General features: G+C 63.4%; 23 protein-coding genes and 1 pseudogene. 12 read left to right on the plus strand and 12 right to left on the minus strand.

The features are described from left to right. Positions 1 to 21: 21 nt before the first annotated feature. The 4 genes from IB279_RS14975 to IB279_RS14990 are packed head-to-tail and all read right to left on the minus strand — an operon-like array spanning position 22 to position 3979. Complete coding sequence (locus tag IB279_RS14975; RefSeq protein WP_113189144.1) at positions 22 to 1146, minus strand: P1 family peptidase; 1125 nt, start codon at positions 1144 to 1146, stop codon at positions 22 to 24. A gap of 2 nt (positions 1147 to 1148) precedes the next feature. Further along, the gene (locus tag IB279_RS14980) at positions 1149 to 2036 is read right to left on the minus strand and encodes an ABC transporter permease (protein WP_234824461.1); all 888 of its coding nucleotides are present in this window, start codon (positions 2034 to 2036) and stop codon (positions 1149 to 1151) included. Next, a complete protein-coding gene (locus IB279_RS14985; RefSeq protein WP_113189126.1) occupies positions 1987 to 2886 on the minus strand; it encodes an ABC transporter permease in 900 nt (299 codons plus the stop codon). The genes IB279_RS14980 and IB279_RS14985 overlap by 50 nt, the downstream gene beginning before the upstream one ends. 1 nt (position 2887) lies before the next feature. Then, on the minus strand, positions 2888 to 3979 hold the full coding sequence (locus IB279_RS14990) for an ABC transporter ATP-binding protein (RefSeq protein ID WP_113189127.1): 1092 nt from the start codon (positions 3977 to 3979) through the stop codon (positions 2888 to 2890). Positions 3980 to 4141: 162 nt separating this feature from the next. Here IB279_RS14990 and IB279_RS14995 point away from each other — a divergent pair, with 162 nt between their 5' ends. Then, a complete protein-coding gene (locus IB279_RS14995; protein WP_234852724.1) occupies positions 4142 to 5221 on the plus strand; it encodes a spermidine/putrescine ABC transporter substrate-binding protein in 1080 nt (359 codons plus the stop codon). Between the two features lie 76 nt (positions 5222 to 5297). Continuing rightward, entirely contained in the window at positions 5298 to 6155 is an 858-nt protein-coding gene (locus IB279_RS15000) for a MurR/RpiR family transcriptional regulator (protein WP_034787843.1), read from the plus strand. A 17-nt stretch (positions 6156 to 6172) separates the two neighbouring features. Here IB279_RS15000 and IB279_RS15005 read toward each other — a convergent pair. From IB279_RS15005 to IB279_RS15030, 6 genes and pseudogenes are all read right to left on the minus strand, one after another. Then, positions 6173 to 7470 (minus strand): annotated as a pseudogene (locus IB279_RS15005) (amidohydrolase family protein). 45 nt (positions 7471 to 7515) lie between these two features. Beyond that, complete coding sequence (locus IB279_RS15010) at positions 7516 to 8475, minus strand: GlxA family transcriptional regulator (protein ID WP_060517832.1); 960 nt, start codon at positions 8473 to 8475, stop codon at positions 7516 to 7518. 8 nt (positions 8476 to 8483) lie between these two features. After that, a complete protein-coding gene (locus IB279_RS15015; RefSeq protein WP_192339323.1) occupies positions 8484 to 9470 on the minus strand; it encodes an SLAC1 anion channel family protein in 987 nt (328 codons plus the stop codon). Positions 9471 to 9627: 157 nt separating this feature from the next. Then, positions 9628 to 10389, minus strand: coding sequence for a sulfite exporter TauE/SafE family protein (locus IB279_RS15020; RefSeq protein ID WP_034787855.1), 762 nt, complete (start codon positions 10387 to 10389; stop codon positions 9628 to 9630). 28 nt (positions 10390 to 10417) lie between these two features. Next, positions 10418 to 11293: an MBL fold metallo-hydrolase gene (locus IB279_RS15025; protein WP_060517836.1), complete on the minus strand. Its 876-nt coding sequence runs from the start codon at positions 11291 to 11293 to the stop codon at positions 10418 to 10420. Continuing rightward, on the minus strand, positions 11286 to 12782 hold the full coding sequence (locus IB279_RS15030; RefSeq protein WP_082566296.1) for an aminotransferase class V-fold PLP-dependent enzyme: 1497 nt from the start codon (positions 12780 to 12782) through the stop codon (positions 11286 to 11288). The genes IB279_RS15025 and IB279_RS15030 overlap by 8 nt, the downstream gene beginning before the upstream one ends. A gap of 100 nt (positions 12783 to 12882) precedes the next feature. On the opposite strand from IB279_RS15030, the gene IB279_RS15035 reads away from it, so the two are divergent. Further along, positions 12883 to 13365: an Lrp/AsnC family transcriptional regulator gene (locus tag IB279_RS15035; protein ID WP_034787865.1), complete on the plus strand. Its 483-nt coding sequence runs from the start codon at positions 12883 to 12885 to the stop codon at positions 13363 to 13365. A 33-nt stretch (positions 13366 to 13398) separates the two neighbouring features. Here the strand turns inward: IB279_RS15035 and IB279_RS15040 are convergent, their stop codons facing one another. Beyond that, positions 13399 to 14091, minus strand: coding sequence for an RraA family protein (locus IB279_RS15040; protein WP_034787868.1), 693 nt, complete (start codon positions 14089 to 14091; stop codon positions 13399 to 13401). An 8-nt stretch (positions 14092 to 14099) separates the two neighbouring features. Next, positions 14100 to 15290 (minus strand): mannonate dehydratase, encoded by a 1191-nt coding sequence (gene uxuA / locus IB279_RS15045; RefSeq protein WP_034787871.1) that lies wholly within the window; start codon positions 15288 to 15290, stop codon positions 14100 to 14102. A gap of 201 nt (positions 15291 to 15491) precedes the next feature. Between uxuA and IB279_RS15050 the strand changes: the two genes are divergently transcribed. From IB279_RS15050 to IB279_RS15090, 9 genes are all read left to right on the plus strand, one after another. After that, positions 15492 to 16235: a FadR/GntR family transcriptional regulator gene (locus tag IB279_RS15050; RefSeq protein WP_051659113.1), complete on the plus strand. Its 744-nt coding sequence runs from the start codon at positions 15492 to 15494 to the stop codon at positions 16233 to 16235. A gap of 111 nt (positions 16236 to 16346) precedes the next feature. After that, a complete protein-coding gene (locus tag IB279_RS15055) occupies positions 16347 to 17306 on the plus strand; it encodes a substrate-binding domain-containing protein (RefSeq protein ID WP_051659114.1) in 960 nt (319 codons plus the stop codon). Positions 17307 to 17380: 74 nt separating this feature from the next. Beyond that, positions 17381 to 18925: a sugar ABC transporter ATP-binding protein gene (locus IB279_RS15060; protein ID WP_082566297.1), complete on the plus strand. Its 1545-nt coding sequence runs from the start codon at positions 17381 to 17383 to the stop codon at positions 18923 to 18925. Beyond that, positions 18922 to 19914, plus strand: a complete 993-nt coding sequence (locus IB279_RS15065) for an ABC transporter permease (protein WP_034787896.1) — start codon at positions 18922 to 18924, stop codon at positions 19912 to 19914. The genes IB279_RS15060 and IB279_RS15065 overlap by 4 nt, the downstream gene beginning before the upstream one ends. A 108-nt stretch (positions 19915 to 20022) precedes the next feature. Then, positions 20023 to 20808 carry an SDR family NAD(P)-dependent oxidoreductase gene (locus IB279_RS15070; RefSeq protein ID WP_034787900.1) on the plus strand — a complete coding sequence of 262 codons (786 nt, stop codon included), beginning with the start codon at positions 20023 to 20025 and terminating at the stop codon, positions 20806 to 20808. A 19-nt stretch (positions 20809 to 20827) separates the two neighbouring features. After that, positions 20828 to 21940, plus strand: coding sequence for a mannonate dehydratase (locus IB279_RS15075; RefSeq protein WP_192339324.1), 1113 nt, complete (start codon positions 20828 to 20830; stop codon positions 21938 to 21940). A 9-nt stretch (positions 21941 to 21949) separates the two neighbouring features. After that, the gene (locus tag IB279_RS15080) at positions 21950 to 22843 is read left to right on the plus strand and encodes an SMP-30/gluconolactonase/LRE family protein (protein ID WP_060517842.1); all 894 of its coding nucleotides are present in this window, start codon (positions 21950 to 21952) and stop codon (positions 22841 to 22843) included. Next, positions 22840 to 23862: a hypothetical protein gene (locus IB279_RS15085; protein ID WP_034787909.1), complete on the plus strand. Its 1023-nt coding sequence runs from the start codon at positions 22840 to 22842 to the stop codon at positions 23860 to 23862. The genes IB279_RS15080 and IB279_RS15085 overlap by 4 nt, the downstream gene beginning before the upstream one ends. A gap of 42 nt (positions 23863 to 23904) precedes the next feature. Next, the gene (locus IB279_RS15090; protein WP_060517844.1) at positions 23905 to 24747 is read left to right on the plus strand and encodes a fumarylacetoacetate hydrolase family protein; all 843 of its coding nucleotides are present in this window, start codon (positions 23905 to 23907) and stop codon (positions 24745 to 24747) included. The last annotated feature ends 3 nt before the right edge of the window (positions 24748 to 24750 follow it).

The following is a 24750-nucleotide window of genomic DNA, read 5'->3' on the forward strand; positions in this document are numbered from 1 at the left end:
AGGTATCGCCAAGTCCGTCGGTTATCGGCCATAGGCCCGCATAACCTCCATCAGAGGCTCATGCCGGATCGCCTGGATCTTGAAGCGATCATGGGCTGTACCGCCGGAATCTTCGGCCGCGATCATCGCGTTCACCACTGCTTCTTCGACGCTGTCGACGGTCGCGAGATAGACGGGGTCAAGCAGCTCGTCGTTGACGATTTCCAGCGACAGTCGCGGCGGCGCCCTGTGGGCCATCGGCTGGGTGTTGGCGGTGGAGAAGGCGAGGAAGATGTCGCCGGAATTGTTGCCGCCGGGCGTGCCGTTGCGGCCGATGCCGATCGCCGCCCGTCGCGCCAGGCGCTTGAGTTGATGCGGTGCCATCGGCAGGTCGGTCGCGATCACGACGATGATCGAGCCGCGCTCCTGCATCTGGCTTTGCGGCGTGCCGTCGCGCATGTGTTCGCCGACCGGAACGCCGCGGATCGTCAGCCAGTCGCGTTGCCCGTGATTGGCTTGGACCAGCGTGCCGATCGTGTAGTCGCGGCCGCCGAATTCAACGACGCGCGAGGCGGTGCCGGTGCCGCCCTTGAAGCCATAGGCGATCATGCCGGTGCCGCCACCACAATTGCCTTCCTGGACCGGGCCGGACGCGGCAGCGTCGAGTGCGGCGTGCACATCGGATTCCGTGATCGGCTGGCCGTTGATGTCATTCAAAACGCCGTCATAGGTTTCGGCGACCACCGGCATCAGCCAGAGGAAATCGTCGGTGTCGTAGGTCGTCCTGTAGCGCTCCAGCATCCATTGGATGGTGGCGTGGTGGGTCATACCGACCGCATGGGTGTTGGTGATCATCACGGGTCCGAGGAAGAAGCCGCCATCCTCGATCCAGTGCGTGCCGGTCATTTCGCCGTTGCCATTGAAGCGGTGCACCCCGGCATAAACCGGGACCGGTGTTTCCGATCCGGCATGCGGCAGGATGGCGGTGACGCCCGTGCGCACCGGGCGCTTTCGGCCGGGTCGCGGCGTTTGTTCCTCGATAGTGCGGAAGCCGACGGCAATGCCTTCGACATCCGTGATGGCGTTGAAGCGGCCGGTGCGGCCGGCAAAGGGCAGGCCGATATCGCGGGCGCGGGCGGAGGAGGGCGTGGAGGTCTTGTCGTTCATGATCATTTCTGCCGGGAGCGAAGGTAAAGGCCAAGCGAGGCGACGACGAAGGAGAAGGTCAGCATCATCACGGCGATGGCGTTGATCTCCGGTTTGATGCCGCGCCGAAGCATGGAGAAGATGAACATCGGCAGCGTCGTGACATCGACGCCGGCGATGAAATAGGTGATGACGAGATCGTCCATCGAGATGATGAAGGCGAGCAGCGCGCCGCCGACGATCGCCGGGAAAAGCTGCGGCAGCACCACCCGACGAAAGGTCATCCATTCGTTGGCGCCGAGGTCGGCCGACGCGTGTTCGAGCGTCCGGTCCATGCCGGCAAGACGGGCCGAGACGACGATGAAGACGTAGGAGATCAGGAAGGTGCACTGGCCGATGATGATCGTCGTCAGGCCCAGCCGGATGCCGGAATTGACGAAGAAGATCAGGAGCGCGATGCCGAGCACGATATCCGGCATCAGCATCGGCATGAACATCACCACCCGGTAGAAGCGCTGGCCGACAAATTCGAAGCGGTAGAGCGCTATCGCGATCGCCGTGCCGAAGACGGTCGCAATGGCCGTTGTCGAGGCGGCGATGACCAGGCTGTTCCATACCGCCTGCAGCAGCTGCCCCGTCGATTCGATGTAGAGCGCGCTCTCGGAGACCTTGGTCTTGAAGCCGAGAACCTGAGCGTACCATTCGGTGGTAAACCCGGTCCAGGTCATCATGTTCACCGGATTGGCGTTGAACGAATAGACGGCGATGACCACGAGCGGGATGTAGATGAAGGCGAAGAACAGGCCGGTGTAGGCAAGCAGGCCACCGGTGAAAAGGGATCGAGCGATCTTCATGGGCGCCTCACCGTGCCAGTGCGGCGGCAGCGCCGCGCCGTCCGGAAAGGATGACATGGGCGATCATCATGATCAGCATGACGCTCATCACCATCATCGCCAGTGCAGCACCGAAGGGCCAGTTGCGCGCGGCGAGGAACTGCTGCTCGATGAGGTTGCCGAACATCATCACCTTGGCGCCACCAAGCACCGCCGGCACGACGAAGTTGCCGAGCGCCGGGATGAAGACGATGACGGCGCCGCCGGCAATGCCGGGTGCGGTCAAGGGCAGGATGATGCGCAAGAAGGTGCGCACGGGGCCGGCGCCGAGATCGAGCGAGGCGCGCACCAGCGTCCAGTCGAGTTTCTCGACGCTGGCATAGACGGGCATGAACATGAAGGGAATGAACACATAGGTCATGCCGAGGATGATCGCGCCCTTGGTGTAGATCAGGTCGAGCGGCCGTTCGATCAGCCCCGTGGATAGAAGCACTTCGTTGACGAGGCCGGTCTGGCGCAGGATCAGCACCCAGACGAACAGCCGCACGATCAGACTGGTGAAGAAGGGCAGTGTGATCAGGAACAGGCAGAAGTTCTTCCAGCGGTCGGAAAGCCGGGCAATGCAGAAGGCAGCGGGGTAGCAGACGAGGAGGGTCGCGAGCACCGTCAGGGCGGCGATCTCGATCGAGCGTAGGAAGATCGAGATGTAGATCGGATCGAACTCCTCGAACATCGGATCGGCGAAGCCGAGAATGCGGCCGAAATTATGCGGGTAGAAGGTCCATTCCACCCCGCCATAAAGGCCGGGTGCGAGAAAGCTGGTCACGATCATGATCGCGAGCGGCCCGAGGAAGAAGACGGCGAGAAAGGCCGAGACGGGCCCGAGCAGGAGTGCAAGCTGGAAGCGGCGGCGACTGGCGATCGTCATCTTAGGCACCTGCGCTTTCGCCAATCAGGTGCACGGCCGCTGGATCATAGGCAAGTCGCGCCTTGCGGGTCTGCTCGACCGCGCCGACGAGGCTGCGGCGGTTGGCCGGAATCTCGGCGACGACCTTGCGGCCCTCGGCGGTGCGACCGAACAGCTCGAAGGTGGAGCCGACGAAGACGATCTGGTCGAGATCGACGTCGATCGTCGGGAAGGGAGCGTTGTCCTCGACGAGGAAGAACTGTTCCGGACGGATCAGCGCCGTTGCCTCTGCCGAAATCTTCCGCTCGCAGGGCCGGTGGCGGATCGCCATGCCGTCAGCCGTCATCAGTCGGTCGCCGTCGACCCTGCCTTCGAACAGATTGCTGGCGCCGATGAACGTTGCAACGAACGTGTTGACCGGATGGTCGTAGATGGCGCGAGGCGTATCGAGCTGCTGGATGCGCCCGCCTGATAGCACGGCAACGCGATCCGACATCGTCAGCGCTTCCTGCTGGTCATGGGTGACGAAGATGAAGGAGATGCCAAGCTCGTTCTGCAGCGTCTTGAGTTCGATCTGCATGGCCTGGCGCAGGTTCTTGTCGAGCGCCGACAGCGGTTCGTCGAGCAAAAGCAGCTTCGGCCGGGCGATGATGGCGCGGGCGAGCGCCACCCGCTGCTGCTGGCCGCCGGAGAGCTGGCGCGGCTTGCGTGCTTCCATGCCTTCGAGCCCGACCATCTTCAGGGCGGACGCGACCTTTTCCCGGCGCTGCGGCTTGGCAACGCCCGCCACCTCCAGCGAGTAGGCGACGTTTTCGCCGACGGTCATATGTGGAAACAGCGCGTAGTTCTGGAAGACGGTGTTGACCGGGCGACGATAGGGCGGCCGGTCGGTCATGTCCTCGCCGTCGATCAGGATCGAGCCGCCGTCGAGTTCGACGAAGCCGCTGATCGCCTGCAGCAGTGTGGTCTTGCCGCAACCGGAGGGACCGAGCAAGGTCAGGAATTCGTTGCGGCGGACATCGAGATCTATACGGTCGAGAGCGGTCACGGTGCCGCCTTCCGGAGTGGTAAAGGCCTTGCTCGCCTCCACCAGCCGGACGATGGAATTCTGCATACTTCTGTTCCCCAAAATGTTATGCAAATAACGCTTGTGCGTTTTCGATATATGGATACCATTTGCCTATCGGAGTCAACGGCCACGAGAAGCCGTGATCCGGAAGCGGCCGGTCAAGGTCGTGTCAGGCCGTCCGGCCAGAACCATCAGAGGAGAATTTCGATGACGATGACAAACGGGACGACCCGCGGGGGCAGGAGAGCCTTCGCGACCCGTGCACGCACAGTGGCACTGTCCCTTGCGACGCTGACAGCCCTTTTCGGCACGGCGCAAGCGGCCGAGCTCAACATCTACAACTGGGGCGAATACATCAATCCGGCTGTCCTCAAGAAGTTCGAGGAGGAGACCCAGATCAAGGTCAACCTCTCGACCTATTCCTCCAACGAGGAGATGCTGGCGAAGATCCAGGGTGGCGCCACGGGCTACGACATCGTCTTCCCGTCGGTGCACATGCAGGACATCATGGCCAAGCTCGACCTGCTCGAAAAGACCGACATCAACACCTATGAGGGCTTCAAGAACATCGACCCGACGTTCCTTCGCGCCAAAAGCGACCCGAAGGGCGAATATTGCCTGCCCTATGCCTTCGGTACGGTCGGCATCCTTTATAACCGCACCCTGCTCGGCAAGGACGTGACCGGCTGGCGCGACCTGATCGAGACGGTGAAGGCCAAAGGCCTGAAATTCACGCTGCTTGACGACATGCGCGAGGTGCTGTCGGTCGGCCTCATCCTCAATGGCCACAAGGTCAATTCCACCGACCCTGCCGAATTGCAGCAGGCGGCCGATACGATCATCGCCATGAAGCCGGATGTCGCCGCCTTCACCTATGACACCCGCCCGATGGTCGCGGCCGGCGATGTGGCGGCCGGTCATTTCTTCGTCGGCTCGATGGTCGACGTCTTCGGCAATCCGAAGGATCTCGGCTACGTGATCCCGGAGGAAGGCGCGACGATGTATCAGGAGGATATCTGCGTTCTGAAGACCGCGCCGAACAAGGAGAACGCCGTAAAGTTCATGCAGTTCTACACGCGTCCCGAAGTGGCGGCGCTCAACATCGAGCAGCAGACGAACGGCACGGCCAACGTGCCTGCGCGGCAATTGACCCCCGAGCAGATCAAGAATAGCAAGGAAATCAACCCGCCGCCGGAAACCATGCAGAAGCTGCAGATCTTCGAAGATCTCGGCCCCGGCGTGCGCCAGCTCGATCGGGTCTGGACGAAGGTGAAGACGGCGCAATAAACAGGCGATGCGACGGAGCGGGATATGCGGCGCTAGCTTGCCGGCGTCCCGCTCCGATCATGCAAGGGGAGGGGACGTGGCGCAGCGAATCCTGAAGCTGGTGCGCAGCGACGAGCTCAGACGCTCGAAATCTGATAAGCTCATCGCCAACTACATCGAGCGTAATCTGGCCGACATTCCCTTCGAGACGGCGCGTTCGATCGCGACCCGGCTTGAAGTTTCGCCGATGACGGTCGGGCGTTATCTTCGGCGCATGGGCTTCGACGGTCTCGACGAGCTGAAACTAGAGCTTCGGCGCGACGGCTCCAACAATCCTGCCTGGCAGGTGAAGGGATCGGTTGGCCGTCTGCGCGACGACAACCGCGAAGGCAAGCTGCTTGCCGGCCTGATCCAGCAGCAGATCGACAATCTCGGCATGATCTATGAGTTGACGACCGCGCCGGAATGGCAGCAGGCGATCGACGCTCTGATTGCTGCCAGCGAGGTCTATGTCGCTGCCTACCAGAACGTACGCGGCATCGCGCAGTATTTCGCGAGCCAGCTATCCTATACCCGGTCGCGGGTGCAGTTCGTCGATGGCCTCAACGGCACCTATGCCGAGCTGCTCGACGGTTCCGTCGAGGGACGCGTGCTGTTCCTGCACGACGTACGCCGCTTCGCCGCCAAGGCGCGGCCCTTGGCGGAGGAGGCGCGTCGGGCCGGCGTCAAGGTCATCCTCTTCACCGACGAGTTCTGCCCCTGGGCGCCGGAGGTCTCCGACATCTGCCTCGTCGTGCCCGGGTCCCATGGTCCGCTCTGGGATGGAGCAGCAACGACCGTCGCGGTCATGGACCTGCTTCTGAGCAACATCATCGTCGTCCTCGGCGACGAGGTCGGCGAGCGCGTCGCCCAGCTTACTCGGCTACAGAACGTCTTCGGCGACTTCGAGGATTGAAATCGAAGTCCGAAAGCTCAGGGCGCCGACGTCTGCGGGATGTAATCCAGCCCGATGTCGATGGAGGCCGGCCGGCCGTCGAGAAGCAGTTCGCTGATGCGCGGCGCCGTCCTGGCGATGACCTTGCCGTCCTTGACCACGCAGAGCCGGTTCGGTTTCAGCCGCAGCGCTTCGCTGACATCGGCCGCCTGCATCAGGACGAGGTCGGCCTTACAGCCGACGTCGAGGCCATAGCCTTCAAGGCCCATGGTTTTCGCTGCATTCACGGTGATGGCGTCGAAGATCTTGCGCTTGTCCTCGATCCCGCCCATCTGCGTCACGTGGATGGCCATGTGAGCCACTTCCAGCATGTCGCCCGAACCCATCGAGTACCAGGGATCCATGACGCAGTCGTGCCCGAAGGAAACGTTGAGGCCGGCCGCCATCAACTCGCGAACCCGCGTCATGCCGCGGCGCTTGGGATAGGTGTCGTGGCGTCCCTGCAGCATGATGTTGATCAGCGGATTGGGGATCACGTTGATCTCCGCCTCCGCCATCAGCGGGATCAGCTTGGAGACATAGTAGTTGTCCATCGAGTGCATCGAAGTCAGGTGCGATCCGGCGACGCGGCCCTGAAGTCCGAAACGGACCGTTTGAGCCGCCAGCGTCTCGATGTGGCGCGACATCGGATCGTCGGTCTCGTCGCAATGCATGTCGACCGGCAGGCCGCGGTCTGCGGCGATCCGGCAGAGCACTTCCACCGAGCGGGTGCCATCTTCCATCGTGCGCTCGAAATGCGGGATGCCGCCGACGATGCCGATGCCCATATCGAGTGCGCGGTTCAGTGAAGCCTCGCCGTCGGCCGCGCGAAAATAGCCGTCCTGCGGGAAGGCGACGAGCTGCAGGTCGATATAGGCGCGACCTTCTCCTTTACCTCCAGCAGTGCCTCGGCCGTCACCAGCCGTGGATCGGAGGTGTCGACGTGGCTGCGGATGGCAAGAAGGCCCTGGCTGACGGCGAGGTCGCAATAGCGCAGCGCCCGCGCGACCAGCGCCTCCTTGGTCAACATCGGGCGCAGCTCGCCCCAGAGCGCGATGCCTTCCAGCAGCGTGCCGGAGACGTTCATGCGCGGCAGTCCGAGCGACAGCGTCGCGTCCATGTGGAAATGCGGGTCGCAGAAAGGCGGGCTGAGCAGGCGGCCGGTGGCGTCGATTTCTTCGCCCGCTGTCGCGGCAAGAGCCATCTCGATCGCTGCGATCTTGCCGCCCTTGACGCCGACATCGACGCCAAGCCGTCCGTCCGGAAGATTGGCATTGCGGATGATCAGGTCGAACATGCTGGTTTCTCCGGTGGCGGTAACGGCGCGGGCCTTGAGCGAGGCTTAGGAGCCGAAGCTCTTTCGATAAGCCGCCGGCGACGTGCCGAATCGACGAACGAAGGAACGACGGAAGGCGATATCGTCATGGAAGCCGATATCGGTCGCAATCTTTTTGAGCGGGATGCTTGTGTCTTCGGCCAATCTGCGCCCCGCCTCAAGCCGCATGCTCTCAACATAGTCAGCCGGCGTCATGCCCACCTCCTGCTTGAATTGCCTGGAGAAGTTTCGCTCGCTCATGCCGGTGCGCCTGGCGATCGCCCCGACACCGAGATCGGCAGAGAGGTTGTCGGCAATGTAGTCCTGCGCCGCGCGAATAGGGGTCTTCTGCGCAAGCTGGCCGGCAAGGAGCGTGCTGAACTGGGTCTGGCCGCCGGGTCGCTTGAGGAAGACAACAAGTTCACGCGCGACTTTCAAGGCGATGTCCAGGCCGAGATCCTTTTCGACGATGGCAAGTGCGAGGTCGATGCCGGCTGTCACGCCCGCCGAGGTCCAGACATTGCCGTCCTTGGTAAAGATGCGGTTGGGCTCGAGCTTCACCTCCGGAAAGCGCTTGCCGAATTCCGCCGCTTGCGACCAATGCGTCGTCGCCCGCCTGCCGTTCAACAGGCCCGCTTCGCCGAGCACGAAGGCGCCGGAGCATACCGATCCGAAGCGACTGGCACGGGCGGATGCGTCCTTCACCCAAGTCAGAAGCGATATCGGAAGCGGTCGTTCGTGAATGAGCGGGTCCCCGGCAACCAGCAGGGTATCGATGTCGGCAATGCCGTCATCCATCGCACGGTCGGGAAGGAGGGTCAGCCCGGAAGACCCACGCACCGGGGCGGTGGAGGCGCTGACGACCTCCACCGAATAATGGTCGGTGCCACTCTGACGGTTGGCCTCCGCGAACACGTCCGAAGGGCCGATAACGTCGAGGAGCTGGACGCCCTGCATTGCGACGATCGCCACTTTGTGAACGGCCATTAGCGAACCTAGAACAATCTGCCGGTGAGGATGATGCTGATCGTCCGATAGAAGACAACCGCAATCGCGCCAGCCAGAAACAGAAAGAACAGTCCAGCCAGCCCGGTGAGGACGGTGCTCTCGGCAGACGCAGCATACCGGAAGAAGGCGATCGAGAGCGCAGCAAGCGGGAAGCTGATCGCCCACCAGGCGACGCTGAAGGGGACATGGGAGCGGAATACCATCGGCGACAGGACGAGCATCAGAAACAGCGCGAAGTAGAACAGGACCGTGGCGAAGAGATCAACCGAACCCGTGACATTGGTATAGGCGAGGAAGCCGACGGCAAAGGGGGCGACCAGAACCATGAGAGACGGCCTTGCCAGCGCCGGAAGCGGATCTTCATGGCGCAACCGCGAGAAGATCAGCGCAATGAAGACTGCGGCGATGACGCTGCCGACCGAGAAGGCAAGCATGTTGACCTCATGTGCCCAGGCGAACGGCATGGCGTGGCCGGTAACGGCGATATCCAGAGTGGCGACACCGGGGATGAGCAGCGGCGGCAGCGTCGTATCGCGCGACTGTTGCCGGCCGAGGAAGCCCCTGGCGACGACATAAGCGAGGGCGAAGGTCAGCGCCGACGCAGCCGTCCAGACGACTTCTGACAGCAGCGGGCTATAGCGGTTCAGAAAAGCTGACTGCAGAAGCAAGCCGATTGCGACCGTTGCGAAGAAGTTGCTTTGAACCGGATGGGCGAATTCGGCGGCGACCGAGGCCGGATGGCGGTGCCACTTGAAAGCGTAGCCGAGCGCAAGGCTTAGAAAGATCGAAGTCCCGAGCCAGCCGACATATTCGCCGGGAAGGGCCGGCAGACCGATCGTCCTGGTGGCTTCGCGCCAGGCGAGGCTCAGGCCGGTTATGCCCATTACCGAGGCGAACAGGTTGATCGGAAGCTGCGAGATCGACCTGCGGGTCAACGGCGTGCTGTTCGAGAGGTCCATGGATTGAACGGTCATTGGATTATTCCTGTCCGAAAGAGTGCTGACAGGATTAAAACACGCCACGCCGTTGTCTTGAATGATCCAGATAGTACGATTCCGGACTCGCTGCGTATGTTTCCGGCCAAGGACCGATCAGTCGCGCCGTCATATGGATTGCGGACGGCGAAGCCGGTCACACGGCTCCGTAGCTGCGCCAGAGAACGTAAAGGCTGACGGAAAAGATGATCGCACGGAAAATCTTGGTCAGCGTATCGCGCTGGGTCGAAAGCTGCGTCGAAACGATCGTGCCGATCACGCCACCCGCGACGCCACCCAGGATGAAGTAGCCGGCGATGCGCCAATCCACCAATCCAGAGGCGGCATAGTTGATCGCGGTCGTCAGGCCGAAGGTGCCGACAGCAAGCAGCGACGTGCCCACAGCGTTGATGAGCGGCATGCCGGTCGCAAGCAGCAGTCCGGGAACGATGAGGAAACCGCCGCCGATGCCGAAGAAGCCGGAACAGGTGCCGGTCAGAAGCGCTGTCAAGCCGGTCTTGCCGTGTGTGCCGAGCGAAAGCGACTGCGGTGTCGCCGCCGTGTCGCACCTGACCTTCCGCATGGCGAAGCTGACGAACATCATCACGAGGCCGAAGAGGAACAGCAATCGCTGGCCATCGATCAGCTTGCCGAGGCTGGAGCCGAAAAAGGCGCCAAGCGAACCCGCGACCGTGAAGATCAGCGCGCAGCGCCACCAGAGATGACCGCGGAGCGCGTGGCTTATCAGGTTGAGATAGGCATTGGCGGAAACCGCAAGCGCTCCGGTGCCGAGCGCGGTGTGCACGTCGCGGATGCCGACGACATAGATCAGGAGCGGCGTCGCCAGGATCGAGCCGCCACCGCCGATCAGGCCGAGCGTGAAGCCGGTGAGCGAACCGGAGCCGATCGCAAGCAGCATCTGCTGGAAGGGGTCCGCCACGATGCCGCTACCCCCAGACCGAACCGGGCAGCGCGTCGAGCGGTATCTTCAGGTAGCGTCGGCCGTTGTCCTCGGCGACAGGGAGCTCGCCGCCACGCACGTTCACCTGCAGCGCGTACAGGATGAGCTTCGGCATCGGCAGGGTGCGGTCGCGCGCCTCGCGCAGGCCGACGAAATCGGCCTCGGACTTGCCGGCAACGTGCGGGTTCGTGGCCTTCTGTTCGGCGACCGTGCTTTCCCAGCGCGCCTCGCGGCCGCCGGGGCAATAGTCGTGGCCGGTGAAGAGCCGTGTTTCGTCCGGCAGTGCCAGAATGGCCTGGATCGAGCGCCAGAGGTCGGCAGCGCTTCCGCCCGGAAAGTCGGCGCGGGCCGAGCCGCTGTCGGGCATGAACAGCGTGTCGTGAATGAAGGCGGCGTCGCCGATCACGTAAGAGATCGAGGCGAGCGTATGTCCCGGCGAATGCATGACGTGGGCCTTGAGCTCACCGATCTGAAACGTCTCGCCGTCGGCAAACAGCCGGTCCCATTGCGAACCGTCGCAGGCGAAGTCCGGCCAGTTGTAGATCTCCTTCCAGATCCGCTGCACGCCCTTCACATGTTCGCCGATCGCCGTCGGCGCGCCGGTCTTCGCTTTGAGGTAGCGCGCCGCCGAGAAATGGTCGGCGTGCGGGTGGGTGTCGAGGATCCACTCGACCGTCAAACCCTTGGCGGCGATATGGTCGAGGATCGCATCGGCATTCCGCGTCGCGGTCGAGCCGGACTTTTCATCGAAGTCCAGCACCGGATCGATGATCGCGCATTTGCCCGTCGCCGGGTCGGCGACGACATATTGGATGCTGCCGGTGCGGGGATCGTAGAAGCCGGTCACATCGGGCTTATGCATAGGCGAGGGCCTCTTCAGCCGCGGCGCACGGGAAGAAGATCGCGCGGGCGGGGTCAAAATCGTAATCGGCTTCGAAGCTCGGCGCGTCGGCGGCGAGCTGCGTGACGCAATCGAGAATGTACTTCACCTTGTCTTCCGAAAGCAGCACGCTGAAGTTCAGCCGGGTGAAACCCGGCTTCTCGATTTCCTCGCCGGCAAGGATCGCCTGGCGGATCTGTTCGGAGTGCTCGGCATCGATCGACAGCAGCCGATGAACGTAAGGTCCGGCGCAGGCGCAGCCGCCGCGCGCCTGGATGCCGAAGCGGTCGCTCAGCATGCGGGTGACGAGCTGCTGGTGGACATAGCCGCCCTTGCCGTTCCTGATGCGGAACGAAAAGATCGGCAGCCGGTCCGGTTCTTGCAAGCCGAGCAGTTCCAGTTGCGGAATGGCCCTCCAGGCGGCAAACGCCTGCTCCGCCAGTTCGCGGTTGCGCCGCTCCATGCTCTCAAGCCCGATCGCGTGTTTGACGATGAAGGCAAGGGCTGCACGGATGTCACCGACGACGTTCGGCGTTCCGGCCTCTTCGCGGGCCTCGATGTTGGCGCTGTAGTCGTGTGTATCCGGCGAAACGAACTTCACCGTGCCGCCGCCCGGCCAGGTCGGCTTGTCGGTCGTGACACTGTCGCGGCGAACGATCAGGATGCCGGAAGCACCCGGGCCACCGATGAACTTGTGCGGCGAGACGACGATGGCGTCGATCTCGGCACCGGAAACGGGAGACATGGCGATTGGAACATAGGGGCCGGCGCCGGCATAGTCCCAGATCATCTTCGCACCGGCAGCCTTGACCATGCGGGTGATCGCGGCCACGTCGCTGGTGATGCCGGTGATGTTCGAGCCGGCCGAGAGGGTACAGACTGTCAGGTCGGACGAGCCAACGCTCAGCGCTTTGCGAAGTTCCGTGAGGTCCGGTCCACCCGCCGGGCATTCGGCGATCTCAACGATCTCAGCGCCGCTTTCGCGCCAGGGCAGGATGTTGGAGTGGTGCTCGTAGGGGCCGATGATGACGCGGACGGTTTGGCCGGCAGCAACCGCGTCGCTAACGCCGACGAGCTTGACCAGACGGTTGATGCCGGAGGTCGCACCGGAGCCGGTGAAGATCACGGCATGGTCGGCCGTGGCGCCGCAGAATTCCCCGATCAGCGCCCGCGCTTCCCGCCGCATCCGGGTCATGAAGCCCCCGCAATAGGAGGCTTCGGTGTGGCTGTTGGCGTAGTAAGGCAGGACCTCTTCGAGCACGAAATCTTCGATCACGCGCAGCGCGCGGCCGGAGGCGACGTAGTCGGCATAGACCAGTGCCTTCGTGCCGTAGGGACCGGCGATCCGCGCCTTCGCTCCGACCAGGTCGTCGCGTAGCTCGGCGACGAGACCCGGCCGGTTCAGGGACTGGCGGAACCGGGCGAGCGGCGAGAGCGCCTCGCAGGGTTGGTGGACGGCGGGCACGATCATCGCGCTTACTCCTCGGAGCGGACATTGACAGCAATTGTAATCCCGTCCAGGGTCGAAAACCTCACCTATCTTCTGCGGTTTCATCGAGGAATTGTGTCAAATGATCGAATCGTCGCTCAAAATCGATGCTTTCGATCTGAACATTCTTACCGCATTGCAAAAAGATTCGTCGCTGTCGCAGCGGGATCTGGCCGAAAAGGTCGGCCTGTCGCAAAACGCCTGCTGGCGGCGCCTCCAGCGCCTGCAGGCAATCGGTGTGATCCGGGGCTCGCATGCAGACATCGATCTCGACGCTTTGGGGCTGGATCTCACCGTGTTCGTGATGATCCGCACCCGCCATCACTCCAAGGAATGGAGCGACGGTTTTCGGCAGCATGTCGAGCGGTTGCCGGAGGTGATCGATTTCTATCGCATCGGCGGGGATTGGGATTATCTGATCAAGGTGGTGACCCGCGGCATGCGCGGCTATGACACCTTCTACCAGAAGCTCATCACCAATTTCGACCTCGCCACGGTCACCGGCTTCTTCTCGATGGAGGCGATCATCAACGGTCGCCCCGTGGATCTGAGCCGGTTGAGGTGAGGCGCCGTCTCCCGGCACCTCATCATTCTGTCGTTACATGACGCCGAAGCGTTCGAAGGCCTCGACGGTGCTCATGCCGGCCTCGATCGCCAGCCGCACCTTGTTTTCAGTCTCGGCCTTTTCCAGCGCCAGCGCGATCGCCTCGCGCTCCGCCTCCTTCGGGATGACGAGCACGCCGTCGCGGTCGCCGAAGAGGATGTCGCCCGGCCGGATGCGGATGCCGCCGATCTCGATCGGGATGCCGTAGTCGACGACCTTGCCGCGTGGGCCCTGGTCCTGGGCGTAGGAGCCGTAGCAGAAGGTCGGGAAATCGAGCGCGAGAATGCCGGCGCTGTCGCGGCAATAGCCGTCGCAGATCGCACCGGCCGCCTTGAGTTTCATTGCTCGCGTCGACATCAGTTCGCCCCAGACCGCATAGCGCGGCGACGAGCCGGAACAGACGTAGATCTCGTTTTCCTTCAGGCTATCGAGTGCATGGAACATCAGGCCGAAAGGCTTGGCGCTGAATTCCGAATGGCCGCCGGCCTCAGCGGTCGCGAAAAAATCCGCCTCCAGCACGGGCATCGCGCGGCCCACAGCGACCATGTCGTCGCGCAGCGCCTTGATCTGCGGCGGCAGGAACTGGTGCTGCAGGCCCATCGTGTCGAGAATGTCGCCGACCACGGCCGTGAACAGCCGGCTGCGCATGGCGGTAAAGAGTTCGGTATCGTCTTCAAAATGTTTCATGTCTTCCCTCAATCCTTGTGCGCCATGGCCGTTGCAATGCCCTGCATGACGCCTCTGATTTCTGCGAGACCCTTCAAGCGCCCGATCAGCGAATAGCCGGGGTTGATCCGCTCCTTGCCGATGTCGTCTGCGAGCAGATGGCCGTGATCGGGCCGAAGCGGGATCTGCCAGTCGGTGCGACCCTCGCGGACGCGGCGCTCCTGCTCCTGCATCAACGCCAATATCACCGCGGGCATGTCGCTCGATCCGCCAAGATGGTCGGCCTCGTAGAAGGATCCGTCTTCTTCGCGCTGGACGTTGCGCAGATGGGCGAAATGGATGCGCGGGCCGAATTCGCGCACCATGGCCGGCAAATCGTTGTCGGCGCGTGTGCCGTAAGAGCCGGTGCAGAAGGTGATGCCGTTGGCCGGACTGTCGACGGCAGCGAGAATGCGCCGGACGTCGGCCGGCGTCGAAACGATCCGCGGCAGGCCATAGAGAGAGAAGGCTGGGTCATCCGGATGGATGCAGAGCCGGATACCGACTTCTTCTGCGACCGGCACGATCTCCCTGAGGAAGCGCGCGAGGTTCTCATGCAAGATGTCGGCGGTGACGCCATTATATTCCGAGAGGGCTGCGAGGAAGCTCGCCCGGTTGAACTGGCGCTCGGTGGCCGGAAGACCGGCGATCAGATTGCGTTCGATCCGGTCGATTTTCGCCTGGTCCATCTCGTCGAAACGCTGGCGGGCGGCGGCGATCTGCTGCGTTGAGTAGCTGTCCTCCACATGCGGACGCTGCAGGACGAAGAGGTCGTAAGCGGCAAAATCGACAGCATCGAAGCGCAGCGCAAAGCCGCCATTGGCCAAAGGCTGCATCAGTTCCGTGCGCGTCCAGTCGACCACCGGCATGAAGTTGTAGCAGACGATGCTGATGCCCGAACGTGCCAGGGCGCGAAGCGTATCCTTGTACCAGCCGATATAGCGATCGCTATCTGGCGTCGCGAGCTTGATAGAATTGTGCACCGGAATGCTCTCGACGACGCTCCAGCGCAGGCCGGCCGCCTCGATCAGCGCCTTCTGCTTAAGGATAGCCTCATCGGACCACGGCGAGCCGTCGTAAATGTGATGCAGCGCCGAGACGATCCCTGTGGCGCCCGCCTGCCGGATGTGGCTGAGCGGCACCGGATCGTTGGGCCCGTACCAGCGAAAGCACTCTTCCATCAGTCTCATGCAGAACTCCTACCCGCTTCCGTGGCTATTGTTGGACCACGCCCGGCAATAATGTCCCATTGGTCCAACAATTCAAGTCTGAAAGCGGAGATTTCGCGTGAAAATCACCGATTAAGCTGAGGCCTTCAAATTTTCGCTTGACGGAAACTGTAATCTGGACCAACAAATAAGGCATCGCAGGGAGGAGAGCCGGTGAGCAGTTCGGTAAGGGAAGAGGTGTTGTCGGGCGTCGAGGCCGTGGAGCCGGGCAAGACCTCGGCCGTCGATCGGCTGGTCGAGCAGATCCGCGACATGATTTCTGAGCGTGGCCTTGGTGTCGGTGACGCGTTGCCGACCGAGCGTGATCTCGGCGAACAGTTCCAGGCCGGCCGCAACACCGTGCGCGAGGCGCTGCAGGTGCTGCGCGCCTATGGCATGGTCGAGACCCGGCCGAAGGTGGGCGCCGTGATCAGCGGTGGCCACGGCGAGGCGATCCGCCGGCTCTTTGCCTTTCACAACGGTATCTCACCGGACTCGTTTCATGACCTGCAGGGCTTCCGCCGCATCATCGAGACCGGTGTCGGCGAACACATCATCCTGACGGCCAGCGACGCCGATTTCGACCGGCTCGATGCGATCAATTCCAGGATCCTTGAGGCCGAGAGCGTCGAGGCAGCCGCACAGTGCGACTATGAGTTCCATTCGGCGATCGTCGAACTCTCGGGCAACCGCACGACGCTTGCCGCCTATCACATGCTGCGTTCGGTGATCGAGGAGGTCATGCGGCTCGGCAAGGCCGAACGTCCGGTGCACGCGGCGACCTTCGAGGCGCATGCCGAGATCATCCGGGCGCTGAGGGCGCGCGACCGCATCGCCTATGTCTACCTGATGAGCCGTCATCTGGAGTTCGGCATCCGCTTCGTCGATGCCGTGCCGGGCAGCTCGCAGCCACGATAAACATTTGGAGATTGGGTCCGAACCGCGCTTCACGCGGTGCGGGCAGCCATTTGCCGGATTTTCGCCCGTTGGTCCGGCGGCACGAACAGGGCACTTGGGAGGAGAACCAATATGAGCAACATGAAACGTCTGGCGCTTGCCGCACTTCTTGCCACCGTCAGCTTTGCGCCGGGCGCAGCCTTTGCTGGCGGCAAGGCGATCGCTGGCATCGTCTTCCAGCAGGACCAGTATTTCCGCGGCATCCAGATCGGCATGGAGAAGGCTGCGGAAGCCGCCGGCGACGAGCTTCTCGCCGGCAACAGCGACAGCAAGCTGGAGAAGGAAGCGCAGCTCATCGACACCTACATCGCTCGCGGCGTGAACTCGATCGTCGTGGCGCCGCTTTCGGCCGATGCCTCGGTGCCGGCGCTGAAGAAGGCGCGTGATGCTGGCATCACGGTCGTCACCTACGGCACTTCGGCCAATGGCGACGTCGCCCAGGCGACGGTGACGAGCTCGGACCGCGATATCGGCATCGGCACAGGCAACGCCGCAACCGACTTCCTGAAGACCCTCGGCAATGGTGGCAAGGTCAAGATCGGCACGCTCGCCTTCAAGGCACTGCTGCCTGAACAGTCGAACGCCCGCGTCGACGGGTTCTTAAGCGTCGTCAAGGACCAGGTCGATATCGTCGCCCAGCAGGATGCCTGGCTTGCCGAAAAGGCGCTCGCGGTCGCAAGCGACATGCTGACGGCCAATCCCGATATCCAGGTGATCTACGCTGCCAACGAGGGCGGCACGATCGGTGCGGTCCAGGCCGTGAAAAAGGCAGGCCTCGAAGGCAAGGTCTTCGTCTTCGGCACCGACGGTTCCGAGCAGCTCGCCAACATGTTGCTGAATTCCGACAACGTACTGCAGGCAACGACGGCGCAGCAGCCGCTCGAGGTCGGCAAGCAGGCGATCGAAGCGGCACAGAACCTGCTCGACGGCAAGAAGATCGAGACCAAGGTCAACGTGCCGGTGCTGCCTCTGACGCGCGCCGATACGCAGGCGGTCGCGGCCTACAAGGAAGGCCTGAAGGCGCTGAAGTGATTGGGTTTTGACGTCAGCCGAGCGGCGGGACATCGCGCCCGCCACTCCCTCGTCTTGCACAGCAGGAAATCCGCATGAGCTATCCGCAACCGAGTTCAGCCGCGTTGCAAGGGGTGCAGGGACGGCTGGACTTTCGGGCCGTGACCAAGCGTTACGGTCCGACTGTCGCCCTCTCCGAATTCACCCACAGCTTCGCCCCCGGCCAGGTGCATGCCCTGATGGGCAAGAACGGCTCGGGCAAATCAACGCTCGTCAAGCTGCTTGCCGGCGTCACCGAGCCGACATCGGGCACGATCAGTGTCAATGGCGAGGATCGCCATTTCACCTCGCCGCATGATGCCTTTGCCGCCGGCATCGTCACCGTGCACCAGGAGCTCTCGCTGGTGCCGGAGCTTTCTGTCGGCGAGAACATCTTTCTCGGCCGGCTGCCGCATCGGCGTCGCGCCGGTTTCAGCGTCGTCGACTGGGCGGGCCTGCACAAGCGCGCCGGCGAATTGCTTGCCGACATGGGGCTTGCGATCGATTCCCGCCAGCCGGTTTCGGCGCTGAGCGTCGGCCAGCAGCAGGTGGTGGAAATCGTCAAGGCGATGTCCTTCAACCCGTCGATCCTGCTCTTGGACGAACCGACCTCGGCGCTGGCGTCGCGCGAGGTCAAGCAGCTCTTCGCACTGATCGAACGGCTGCGCGCCCGCGGCGTGACGATGATCTACATCACCCATCGGATGAGCGAGCTTTTCGAGATTGCCGATACCTGCACGGTGATCCGCGACGGCCATTACATCGGCGCGGTCGAGATGAAGGCGACGACGCCTTCGGCGATCGTCGGCATGATGTTCGGCGATGCCGCCCGCGCAACGCGGCCGCCGCGGCGCACGCTCGATCGCACCCGGCCGGTGCTCGAGGTGCGGGATCTCAGCCGCTCCGGGCATTTTCAGAATGTTTCTTTCGATCTCTATCCGGGCGAAATCCTCGGAATCGCCGGCCTGCTCGGCGCCGGGCGCACCGAACTGATGAGGGCGATCTTCGGCGCCGACCGGATCGACAGCGGTTCAGTGACGTTCAACAGTCGCGATATGACCGGTGCCAGCCCACGCGACATGCGCAAGGCGGGACTCGGCTACACGCCGGAAAATCGCAAGGAGGTCGGCCTCGTGCAGTCGCTTTCGACCGCCGACAATCTCTGCATGGCGAGCCTCGGCCCGATCTCCAACAGAGGCTTCATTTCGCGCCGCCGCGAACAGCCGCACGTGCGCCGCCAGATCGCCGATCTGCACATCAAGTGCGGCGATCCGGAACTGCCCGTGTCGTCGCTGTCGGGCGGCAACCAGCAGAAGGTGGTGATCGGCAAATGGTTGAACCGGCAGCCGTCGGTGATGTTCTTCGATGAGCCGAGCCGCGGCGTCGACGTCCAGGCCAAGCGCCAGATCTTCGACATCATCTGGCAACAGGCCGCCGATGGCCTTGCCAGCCTCTTTGTCTCGACCGAGCTCGAGGAGGTGCTGGAAGTCGCCGACCGCATCCTCGTCATGCATCACGGCGCCGTCGTCGCCGAAGTGGATCCGACGAAAACCGACCTGACCGAACTCTACGGCCTGTGCATGGAAGGGGCCAAGCAATGACACTCGTGAGCCAGACCACGGAAACAGGCGGACAGAACACGCCGCTCAAGTTTCTGAAAACCTACCCGATGGAGATCATTCTCGCCGCATTGGTGATTTTCCTGATCTTCGTCGCACCGGGCTTCGCCTCCACCAGCAACGTCTTGAACGTGCTGCGCACCGTCTCGATGCTCGGCATCATCGCCTTCGGCATGACGGCGGTTATCATCAGCGGGGAGATCGATCTCTCGGTCGGCGCCGGTGCCGCGCTCGCCGGCTGCATCGTTGCCTGGTTCGCCGACCGTTTCACCGACACGTTCGGTGACTGGGGCGCGGTCACCGTCGGTTTTGCGGTGGCACTTCTGCTCGGCTTCTCGCTCGGCTATCTCACCGGCCGTTTCCGGCAGTGGTTCAACGTGCCGACCTTCATCACCACCCTGGCGCTTTTCGCGGCACTCCGCGGTGTCGCCAATTTGATCACCGGCGGCTTCCCGATGTCGTCCTTCCCGCTCGGTTTCGATTTCCTCGGCGGCGGTTATCTCTTCGGCATTCCGTTCCCGGTCTATATCTTTGCGCTGACCTTCGCGGCGATGCACTTCCTGATGAAGTACACAAGCTTCGGCCGTGAGGTTTACGCGGTCGGCGGCAACATGGAGGCGGCACGTCTCTCCGGCATCGACATCTGGAAGGTGAAGGCGCTGACATTGGGCCTGACCGGCGCGCTAACCGCCGTCTCCGGCACGCTGATCGCCTCGCAGATCGGGGCCGGCACCGGGACGACGGCGACCGGCATGGAACTCGACGTGATCGCGGCCGTCATCATCGGCGGTACCTCGCTCTTCGGCGGCAAGGGCCGGATCTGGGGCACGCTGATCGGGGTGCTCTTCCTTGGATGCATCTCCAACGGCATGACGCTGATGAATGTCAGCGAATATTGGCAATACGTCGTGCGCGGCGGGATCATCCTCGGCGCCGTGCTCCTGAACCAGGTTCTGGAACGGGTGCGCTGAGACCGGCGCGGGGTGTCCGCATCCCGCTCCCCCTTATGACCAACGATCACGCTTATGATCTCGGGTCGACGCCGGCCCGGATCATCGCGATCCATCGCGGAGACAATCATGACTGAATTCAAGGGAAAGATCGCGCTGGTCACCGGCACGTCCGGGATCGGGCTTGCCTCGGCGATCCGGCTCGCCTCGTCAGGCGCGACCGTGCTTGCTTGTGGCAACGACGTCGCCACCAACGAAATCTTCGACCGCATAGCCAAAGAGCGCGACTTGCCGATGTCGACCCGACTGACGGACGTTGCCGTGGAAGCAGAGGTCGAGGCGGCCGTGCGCGAGGCGGTGCTGCGCCACGGCGGCCTCGACATCATCGTCAATGCCGCCGCCGTTCACCCCTATGGCACCGTGCTCGACACCAGCGCCGAGACCTTTGCGCGCTGCCTGTCGGTCAATGTCGGCTCGATTTATCTCACCGGCCGCTTCGGCATTCCGGAAATGATGAAGCGCGGCGGCGGCGCGATCGTCAACATCTCCTCGGTGCAGGGTCATGCCTGCCAGCAGAACGTCGCCGCCTATGTCGCTTCCAAGGGCGCGATCCATGCGCTGACCCGCGCCATGGCGCTCGATCATGCGGCGGCGAAGGTCCGGGTCAATTCGGTCAGCCCAGGCTCGGTGCGCACGCCGCTGCTATCGCTTGCAGCCCGCACCTATGGGGGCGAGGGCGTCAGCGAGGCGGAAGCCTTTGCCCGCTTCGGCGCGGCACACCCGATCGGCCGCATCGGCGAGCCGGAGGAGGTGGCCGAGCTGGTCGCTTATCTCGCCTCGGATCGCGCCGCCTTCGTCACCGGCTCGGACTTCCGCATCGACGGCGGCCTCACCGCCGGCATCGGCGTCAAATAATCGGATAGGAAACGACAAGATGAAAATCGGCCTTGGGCTCTACCGGGAGCAACTCACCCCGGATAACTTTCAGTTTGCCTTGCAGGCGGGCGCGACCCACGTCGTCGCGCATCTCACCAACTATTTCGCCGGCAAGGATCCGAAGATCGAAAGTGGCGACCAGGGCGGCTGGGGTGATTGCTCCGGTGACCGGCTCTGGACTTACGAAGAGCTGTCGGCGCTGGTGAAGGACGTGCGGGCCGGTGGGCTGGAAGTGGCGGCGATCGAGAACTTCTCGCCGCGCTTCTGGCATGACGTGTTGCTCGACGGGCCAGAGCGGGCGCAGCAGATCGAGGGGCTGAAGCAGCTCATTCGCGACGCCGGTCGCGCCGGCATTCCCTGCATCGGCTACAATTTCTCGCTTGCCGGCGTCTATGGCTGGACCCGCGGCCCCTATGCCCGCGGCGGTGCGGAATCCGTCGGCTTCGGCGTCGAAAACAGCATCGCGCCAAGCCCGGATGCGCCGATTCCAGACGGCATGGTCTGGAACATGCGCTATCGTCGTGGCGTCGCCGGCGCTGCCTCCGTTTCCGTCAGCTCGGCGGAGCTCTGGGACCGCCTCAGCCACTTCCTGAAGGAGGTCGTGCCGGTCGCCGAGGAGGCGGGCGTGGTGCTCGGCGCTCACCCGGACGATCCGCCAGCCGAGGAACTGCGTGGCACCGCGCGGCTCGTCAACCGTCCGGAGAAGTACGACCGGCTGATGGCGATCGTCGACTCGCCCTCGAACGGGCTCGAACTCTGCCTCGGCTCGCTGCAGGAAATGCCGGGAGGGGATATCTACGAGCACGTTCGTCGTTTCGCCCGCTCCGGCCGCATCGGCTACATCCACTTCCGCAACGTACGCGGAAAGATGCCGCGTTATGTCGAGACCTTCGTCGACGAGGGCGATATCGACATGGCCGAAATCATCCGCATCCTGCGCGACGAAAACTACCAGGGTGTGATGATCCCCGACCATACGCCGGCCATGACCTGCGGCGCCTCCTGGCATGCGGGCAAGGCCTTTGCGCTCGGCTACATGAAGGCGCTTGTGCAGAATGCCGAGGCGCTCGGCCCCGCGCGTTCGATCCCGACAAGCATCGCAGCGGAATAGGAGGCGGAGATGGCCCGTGAGCTCGTCTGTGTCGCGCCCGTCGGCGACCGCTGCGGCGAGGGCGCCGTCTGGTCGGCGGAAGAGGCGGCGCTCTACTGGACCGACATCAACCGCTTTCTGATCCACCGCTATGACGAGGCGACGTGCGCGGTCAGGACGTGGCTCTTCGACGAGCCGGTGGTGGCGATCTCGCTGACCCGTGAAGATGGGCGTCTGCTCATCGCTCTCGGCTCGAAGCTCATATGGTGGTGGCCCGAAACCGACCGGCGGCAGGATCACGGCTTCGTCCTGCCCGGTTCACCGCGTGTTCGGCTGAATGACGGTCGCGCCGATCCCCTCGGAAACTTCTGGGTCGGCTCGATGAAGAACAACGTGCTTCCGGATGGCCAGCTTGGCGACGTTGCCCCGGGCGAGGGCATCCTCTACCGGATCGCACCCGATGGCACCGTCACCGAATGGCGGCATGGCCTCGGCATTTCCAACACGCTCTGCTGGAGCCCGGATCGAAGCACCTTCTACTTCGGCGATACGCTGGCAAACGAGATTTACGCCTTCGACTATCATGCCGTGGACGGCTCGATTTCCGGCGAACGACCCTTCTTCACCGGTTTCGATCGCGGCGCGCCCGACGGCTCGGCGATCGACAGCGAGGGGTTCCTCTGGAACTGCCGTTATGGCGGTGGCTGCATCGCCCGTGTTGCGCCGGATGGCAGCCTTGCCGAGACGATCGATATGCCGATCACCAACATCACCACCTGCACTTTCGGTGGCGCCGACCTGAAGACGCTTTACATCACCACGGCCGGTGCGGGGCCAGCCGAGCGTCTCGCCGGCAGCCTCTATGCCATGCGCGTCACGGTCGCCGGCATGCCGGAAAACCGGTTCGGGGCGGCTACAAAGTGAGCGCGGAGACCACACGGCGCGCGCTCGCCTGGGCGCATGGCTGCCTCTCGGTGCAGTCGCTCGGCGGCATGCTCGGCCCGGTGCTGTTCCTGCTTCCGGACGGGCGGCAAGTCAGCCCCTTGCAAGTTGCGCCTTGGGGCAACGATCCCGAGCGCGAGACGCTGCCGGAAATCCTGAAGGAATTGCGTGGCGAGTGGCCGTGTGTGCCTTTCGGCAGCGACGCCAGCCGCACGCTTCCTGCAGGCTGGTCCGTAGACGGTGAGAGTTTCGACGGCGCCGGCGTGCCGCATGGCCATAGCTCCAATGTCCATTGGGCGTGGGGTGCCTGCGACGACCGCCAGATAGCGATGGAATGCCATTATCCGGAGAACCATCCGATCCGACTGTTGCGGCGGCAGATCGTGCCGGATCCAAATGCGCCCTCCATCGACATCACCCTGGAAATCGAGGCCCGGCGTCCGTGCCGCCTGCCGATCGGCCTGCATCCGACGTTCCGACTGCCGAGCCGTCCCGGTTCGGTCACGATCGAACCCGGCGCCCATGATCGCGTCTGGAGTTTTCCCGGCGATGTCGAACCGGGCGCGGCTCTGTTCTCGCCCGATCGGCAATGGTTATCGCTCGGCAAGGTCGAGACGCGCAAAGGTGTCATGCTCGATGCGTCGCAGGTGCCGCTTGTCGAGGAGACCGAGGACCTGCTGCAGCTCTCGGGCATCGACGGCAGCCTCGCGCTCCACTATCGCGACGAGGGTTTTCGCGCGCGGCTCACTTGGCAGAACGAGCATTTCCCAAGCTTGCTGCTCTGGTACAGCAACCGCGGTCGCAAGGCCTACCCCTGGAATGGGCGGCACGTGGCGCTCGGCGTCGAGCCGATCGCATCCGCCTTCGATCTCGGACCGGCTGTCTCCACGGGCGACAGCCCCATCGCGGGATCCGGCGTTGCAACGGCGATTGCCTTCGAACCCGATCAGACCTTCACCACCCGCTATCGGCTTTCCGTCGAAGCCGCTCCGATCGGCTGAATGGTCGCTCGCTGAGACATATCCAACTGAAAGGCCAAGAGAATGAAATTGTTGCGTCTCACCGTCGACGGCTCTGCCGTGCCCTGCATCCTCGATGGCGAGGGCAAGGCGCGGGACGTGTCTTCGCTCGTCCAGGACTTCACGGCGGAGACTTTGCCTGGTGTCTTGGCAGTGCTCTCCGGCGCCGATTTCGCGGCGCTCCCTGTGATGCCGGTGGTCGATGCGGACATCCTGCCGCCGGTCGCAAGGCCCGGTACAATCTGGTGCGTCGGCCTCAACTACTCCGACCATGCGGAAGAGGCGGGACTGCCAGTGCCGTCCGAACCGATCCTCTTCAACAAGGCGGCCGGCACCTATTGCGGCCCGAACGCACCGCTTCTCCACACCGAGAAAATGTCGAAGCTGGACTGGGAGGTCGAGCTCGGCATCGTCATCGGCAAGCGGGCGCTCAACGTATCGCGCGCCGAGGCTATGGACCATGTCCTCGGCTACACGATCGTCGACGATGTCTCCGAACGTGCCTGGCAGATGGAGCGTGGCGGGCAGTGGGTGAAGGGCAAGAGCTTCCCGAATTTCTGCCCGACGGGCCCCTGGCTTGTGACGAAAGACGAGGTTCCGGACCCGCAGGCCCTGTCGATGTGGCTCGACGTCAACGGCGAGCGCATGCAGGCGGGTACGACCGCGCGCATGATCTTCGACGTCGCGACCATCGTCTCCTACATGAGCGAGTTCTGCGTGCTGGAGCCCGGCGATCTCATCTGCACCGGCACGCCCCCCGGCGTCGGCATGGGCAAGAAGCCGCCGCGCTATCTTGGGCCCGGTGACGTGGTCGAACTCGGTATCGATGGACTCGGCCGCCAGCGTCAGGTCGTTCAATCCCTCTAGACA

The organism is Ensifer sp. ENS06 (assembly GCF_014852205.1).
Lineage (GTDB): Bacteria > Pseudomonadota > Alphaproteobacteria > Rhizobiales > Rhizobiaceae > Ensifer > Ensifer adhaerens.

Excerpts from the sequence above, each read along its gene's own strand:
- IB279_RS14975 (WP_113189144.1), bottom strand. The coding sequence starts at position 1,146 with ATGAACGACAAGACCTCCACGCCCTCCTCCGCCCGCGCCCGCGATATC.
- IB279_RS14980 (WP_234824461.1), bottom strand. The coding sequence starts at position 2,036 with ATGTCATCCTTTCCGGACGGCGCGGCGCTGCCGCCGCACTGGCACGGT.
- IB279_RS14985 (WP_113189126.1), bottom strand. The coding sequence starts at position 2,886 with ATGACGATCGCCAGTCGCCGCCGCTTCCAGCTTGCACTCCTGCTCGGG.
- IB279_RS14990 (WP_113189127.1), bottom strand. The coding sequence starts at position 3,979 with ATGCAGAATTCCATCGTCCGGCTGGTGGAGGCGAGCAAGGCCTTTACC.
- IB279_RS14995 (WP_234852724.1), top strand. The coding sequence starts at position 4,142 with ATGACGATGACAAACGGGACGACCCGCGGGGGCAGGAGAGCCTTCGCG.
- IB279_RS15010 (WP_060517832.1), bottom strand. The coding sequence starts at position 8,475 with ATGGCCGTTCACAAAGTGGCGATCGTCGCAATGCAGGGCGTCCAGCTC.
- IB279_RS15015 (WP_192339323.1), bottom strand. The coding sequence starts at position 9,470 with ATGACCGTTCAATCCATGGACCTCTCGAACAGCACGCCGTTGACCCGC.
- IB279_RS15020 (WP_034787855.1), bottom strand. The coding sequence starts at position 10,389 with ATGCTGCTTGCGATCGGCTCCGGTTCGCTCACCGGCTTCACGCTCGGC.
- IB279_RS15025 (WP_060517836.1), bottom strand. The coding sequence starts at position 11,293 with ATGCATAAGCCCGATGTGACCGGCTTCTACGATCCCCGCACCGGCAGC.
- IB279_RS15030 (WP_082566296.1), bottom strand. The coding sequence starts at position 12,782 with ATGATCGTGCCCGCCGTCCACCAACCCTGCGAGGCGCTCTCGCCGCTC.
- IB279_RS15035 (WP_034787865.1), top strand. The coding sequence starts at position 12,883 with ATGATCGAATCGTCGCTCAAAATCGATGCTTTCGATCTGAACATTCTT.
- IB279_RS15040 (WP_034787868.1), bottom strand. The coding sequence starts at position 14,091 with ATGAAACATTTTGAAGACGATACCGAACTCTTTACCGCCATGCGCAGC.
- uxuA (WP_034787871.1), bottom strand. The coding sequence starts at position 15,290 with ATGGAAGAGTGCTTTCGCTGGTACGGGCCCAACGATCCGGTGCCGCTC.
- IB279_RS15055 (WP_051659114.1), top strand. The coding sequence starts at position 16,347 with ATGAGCAACATGAAACGTCTGGCGCTTGCCGCACTTCTTGCCACCGTC.
- IB279_RS15060 (WP_082566297.1), top strand. The coding sequence starts at position 17,381 with ATGAGCTATCCGCAACCGAGTTCAGCCGCGTTGCAAGGGGTGCAGGGA.
- IB279_RS15065 (WP_034787896.1), top strand. The coding sequence starts at position 18,922 with ATGACACTCGTGAGCCAGACCACGGAAACAGGCGGACAGAACACGCCG.
- IB279_RS15070 (WP_034787900.1), top strand. The coding sequence starts at position 20,023 with ATGACTGAATTCAAGGGAAAGATCGCGCTGGTCACCGGCACGTCCGGG.
- IB279_RS15075 (WP_192339324.1), top strand. The coding sequence starts at position 20,828 with ATGAAAATCGGCCTTGGGCTCTACCGGGAGCAACTCACCCCGGATAAC.
- IB279_RS15080 (WP_060517842.1), top strand. The coding sequence starts at position 21,950 with ATGGCCCGTGAGCTCGTCTGTGTCGCGCCCGTCGGCGACCGCTGCGGC.
- IB279_RS15090 (WP_060517844.1), top strand. The coding sequence starts at position 23,905 with ATGAAATTGTTGCGTCTCACCGTCGACGGCTCTGCCGTGCCCTGCATC.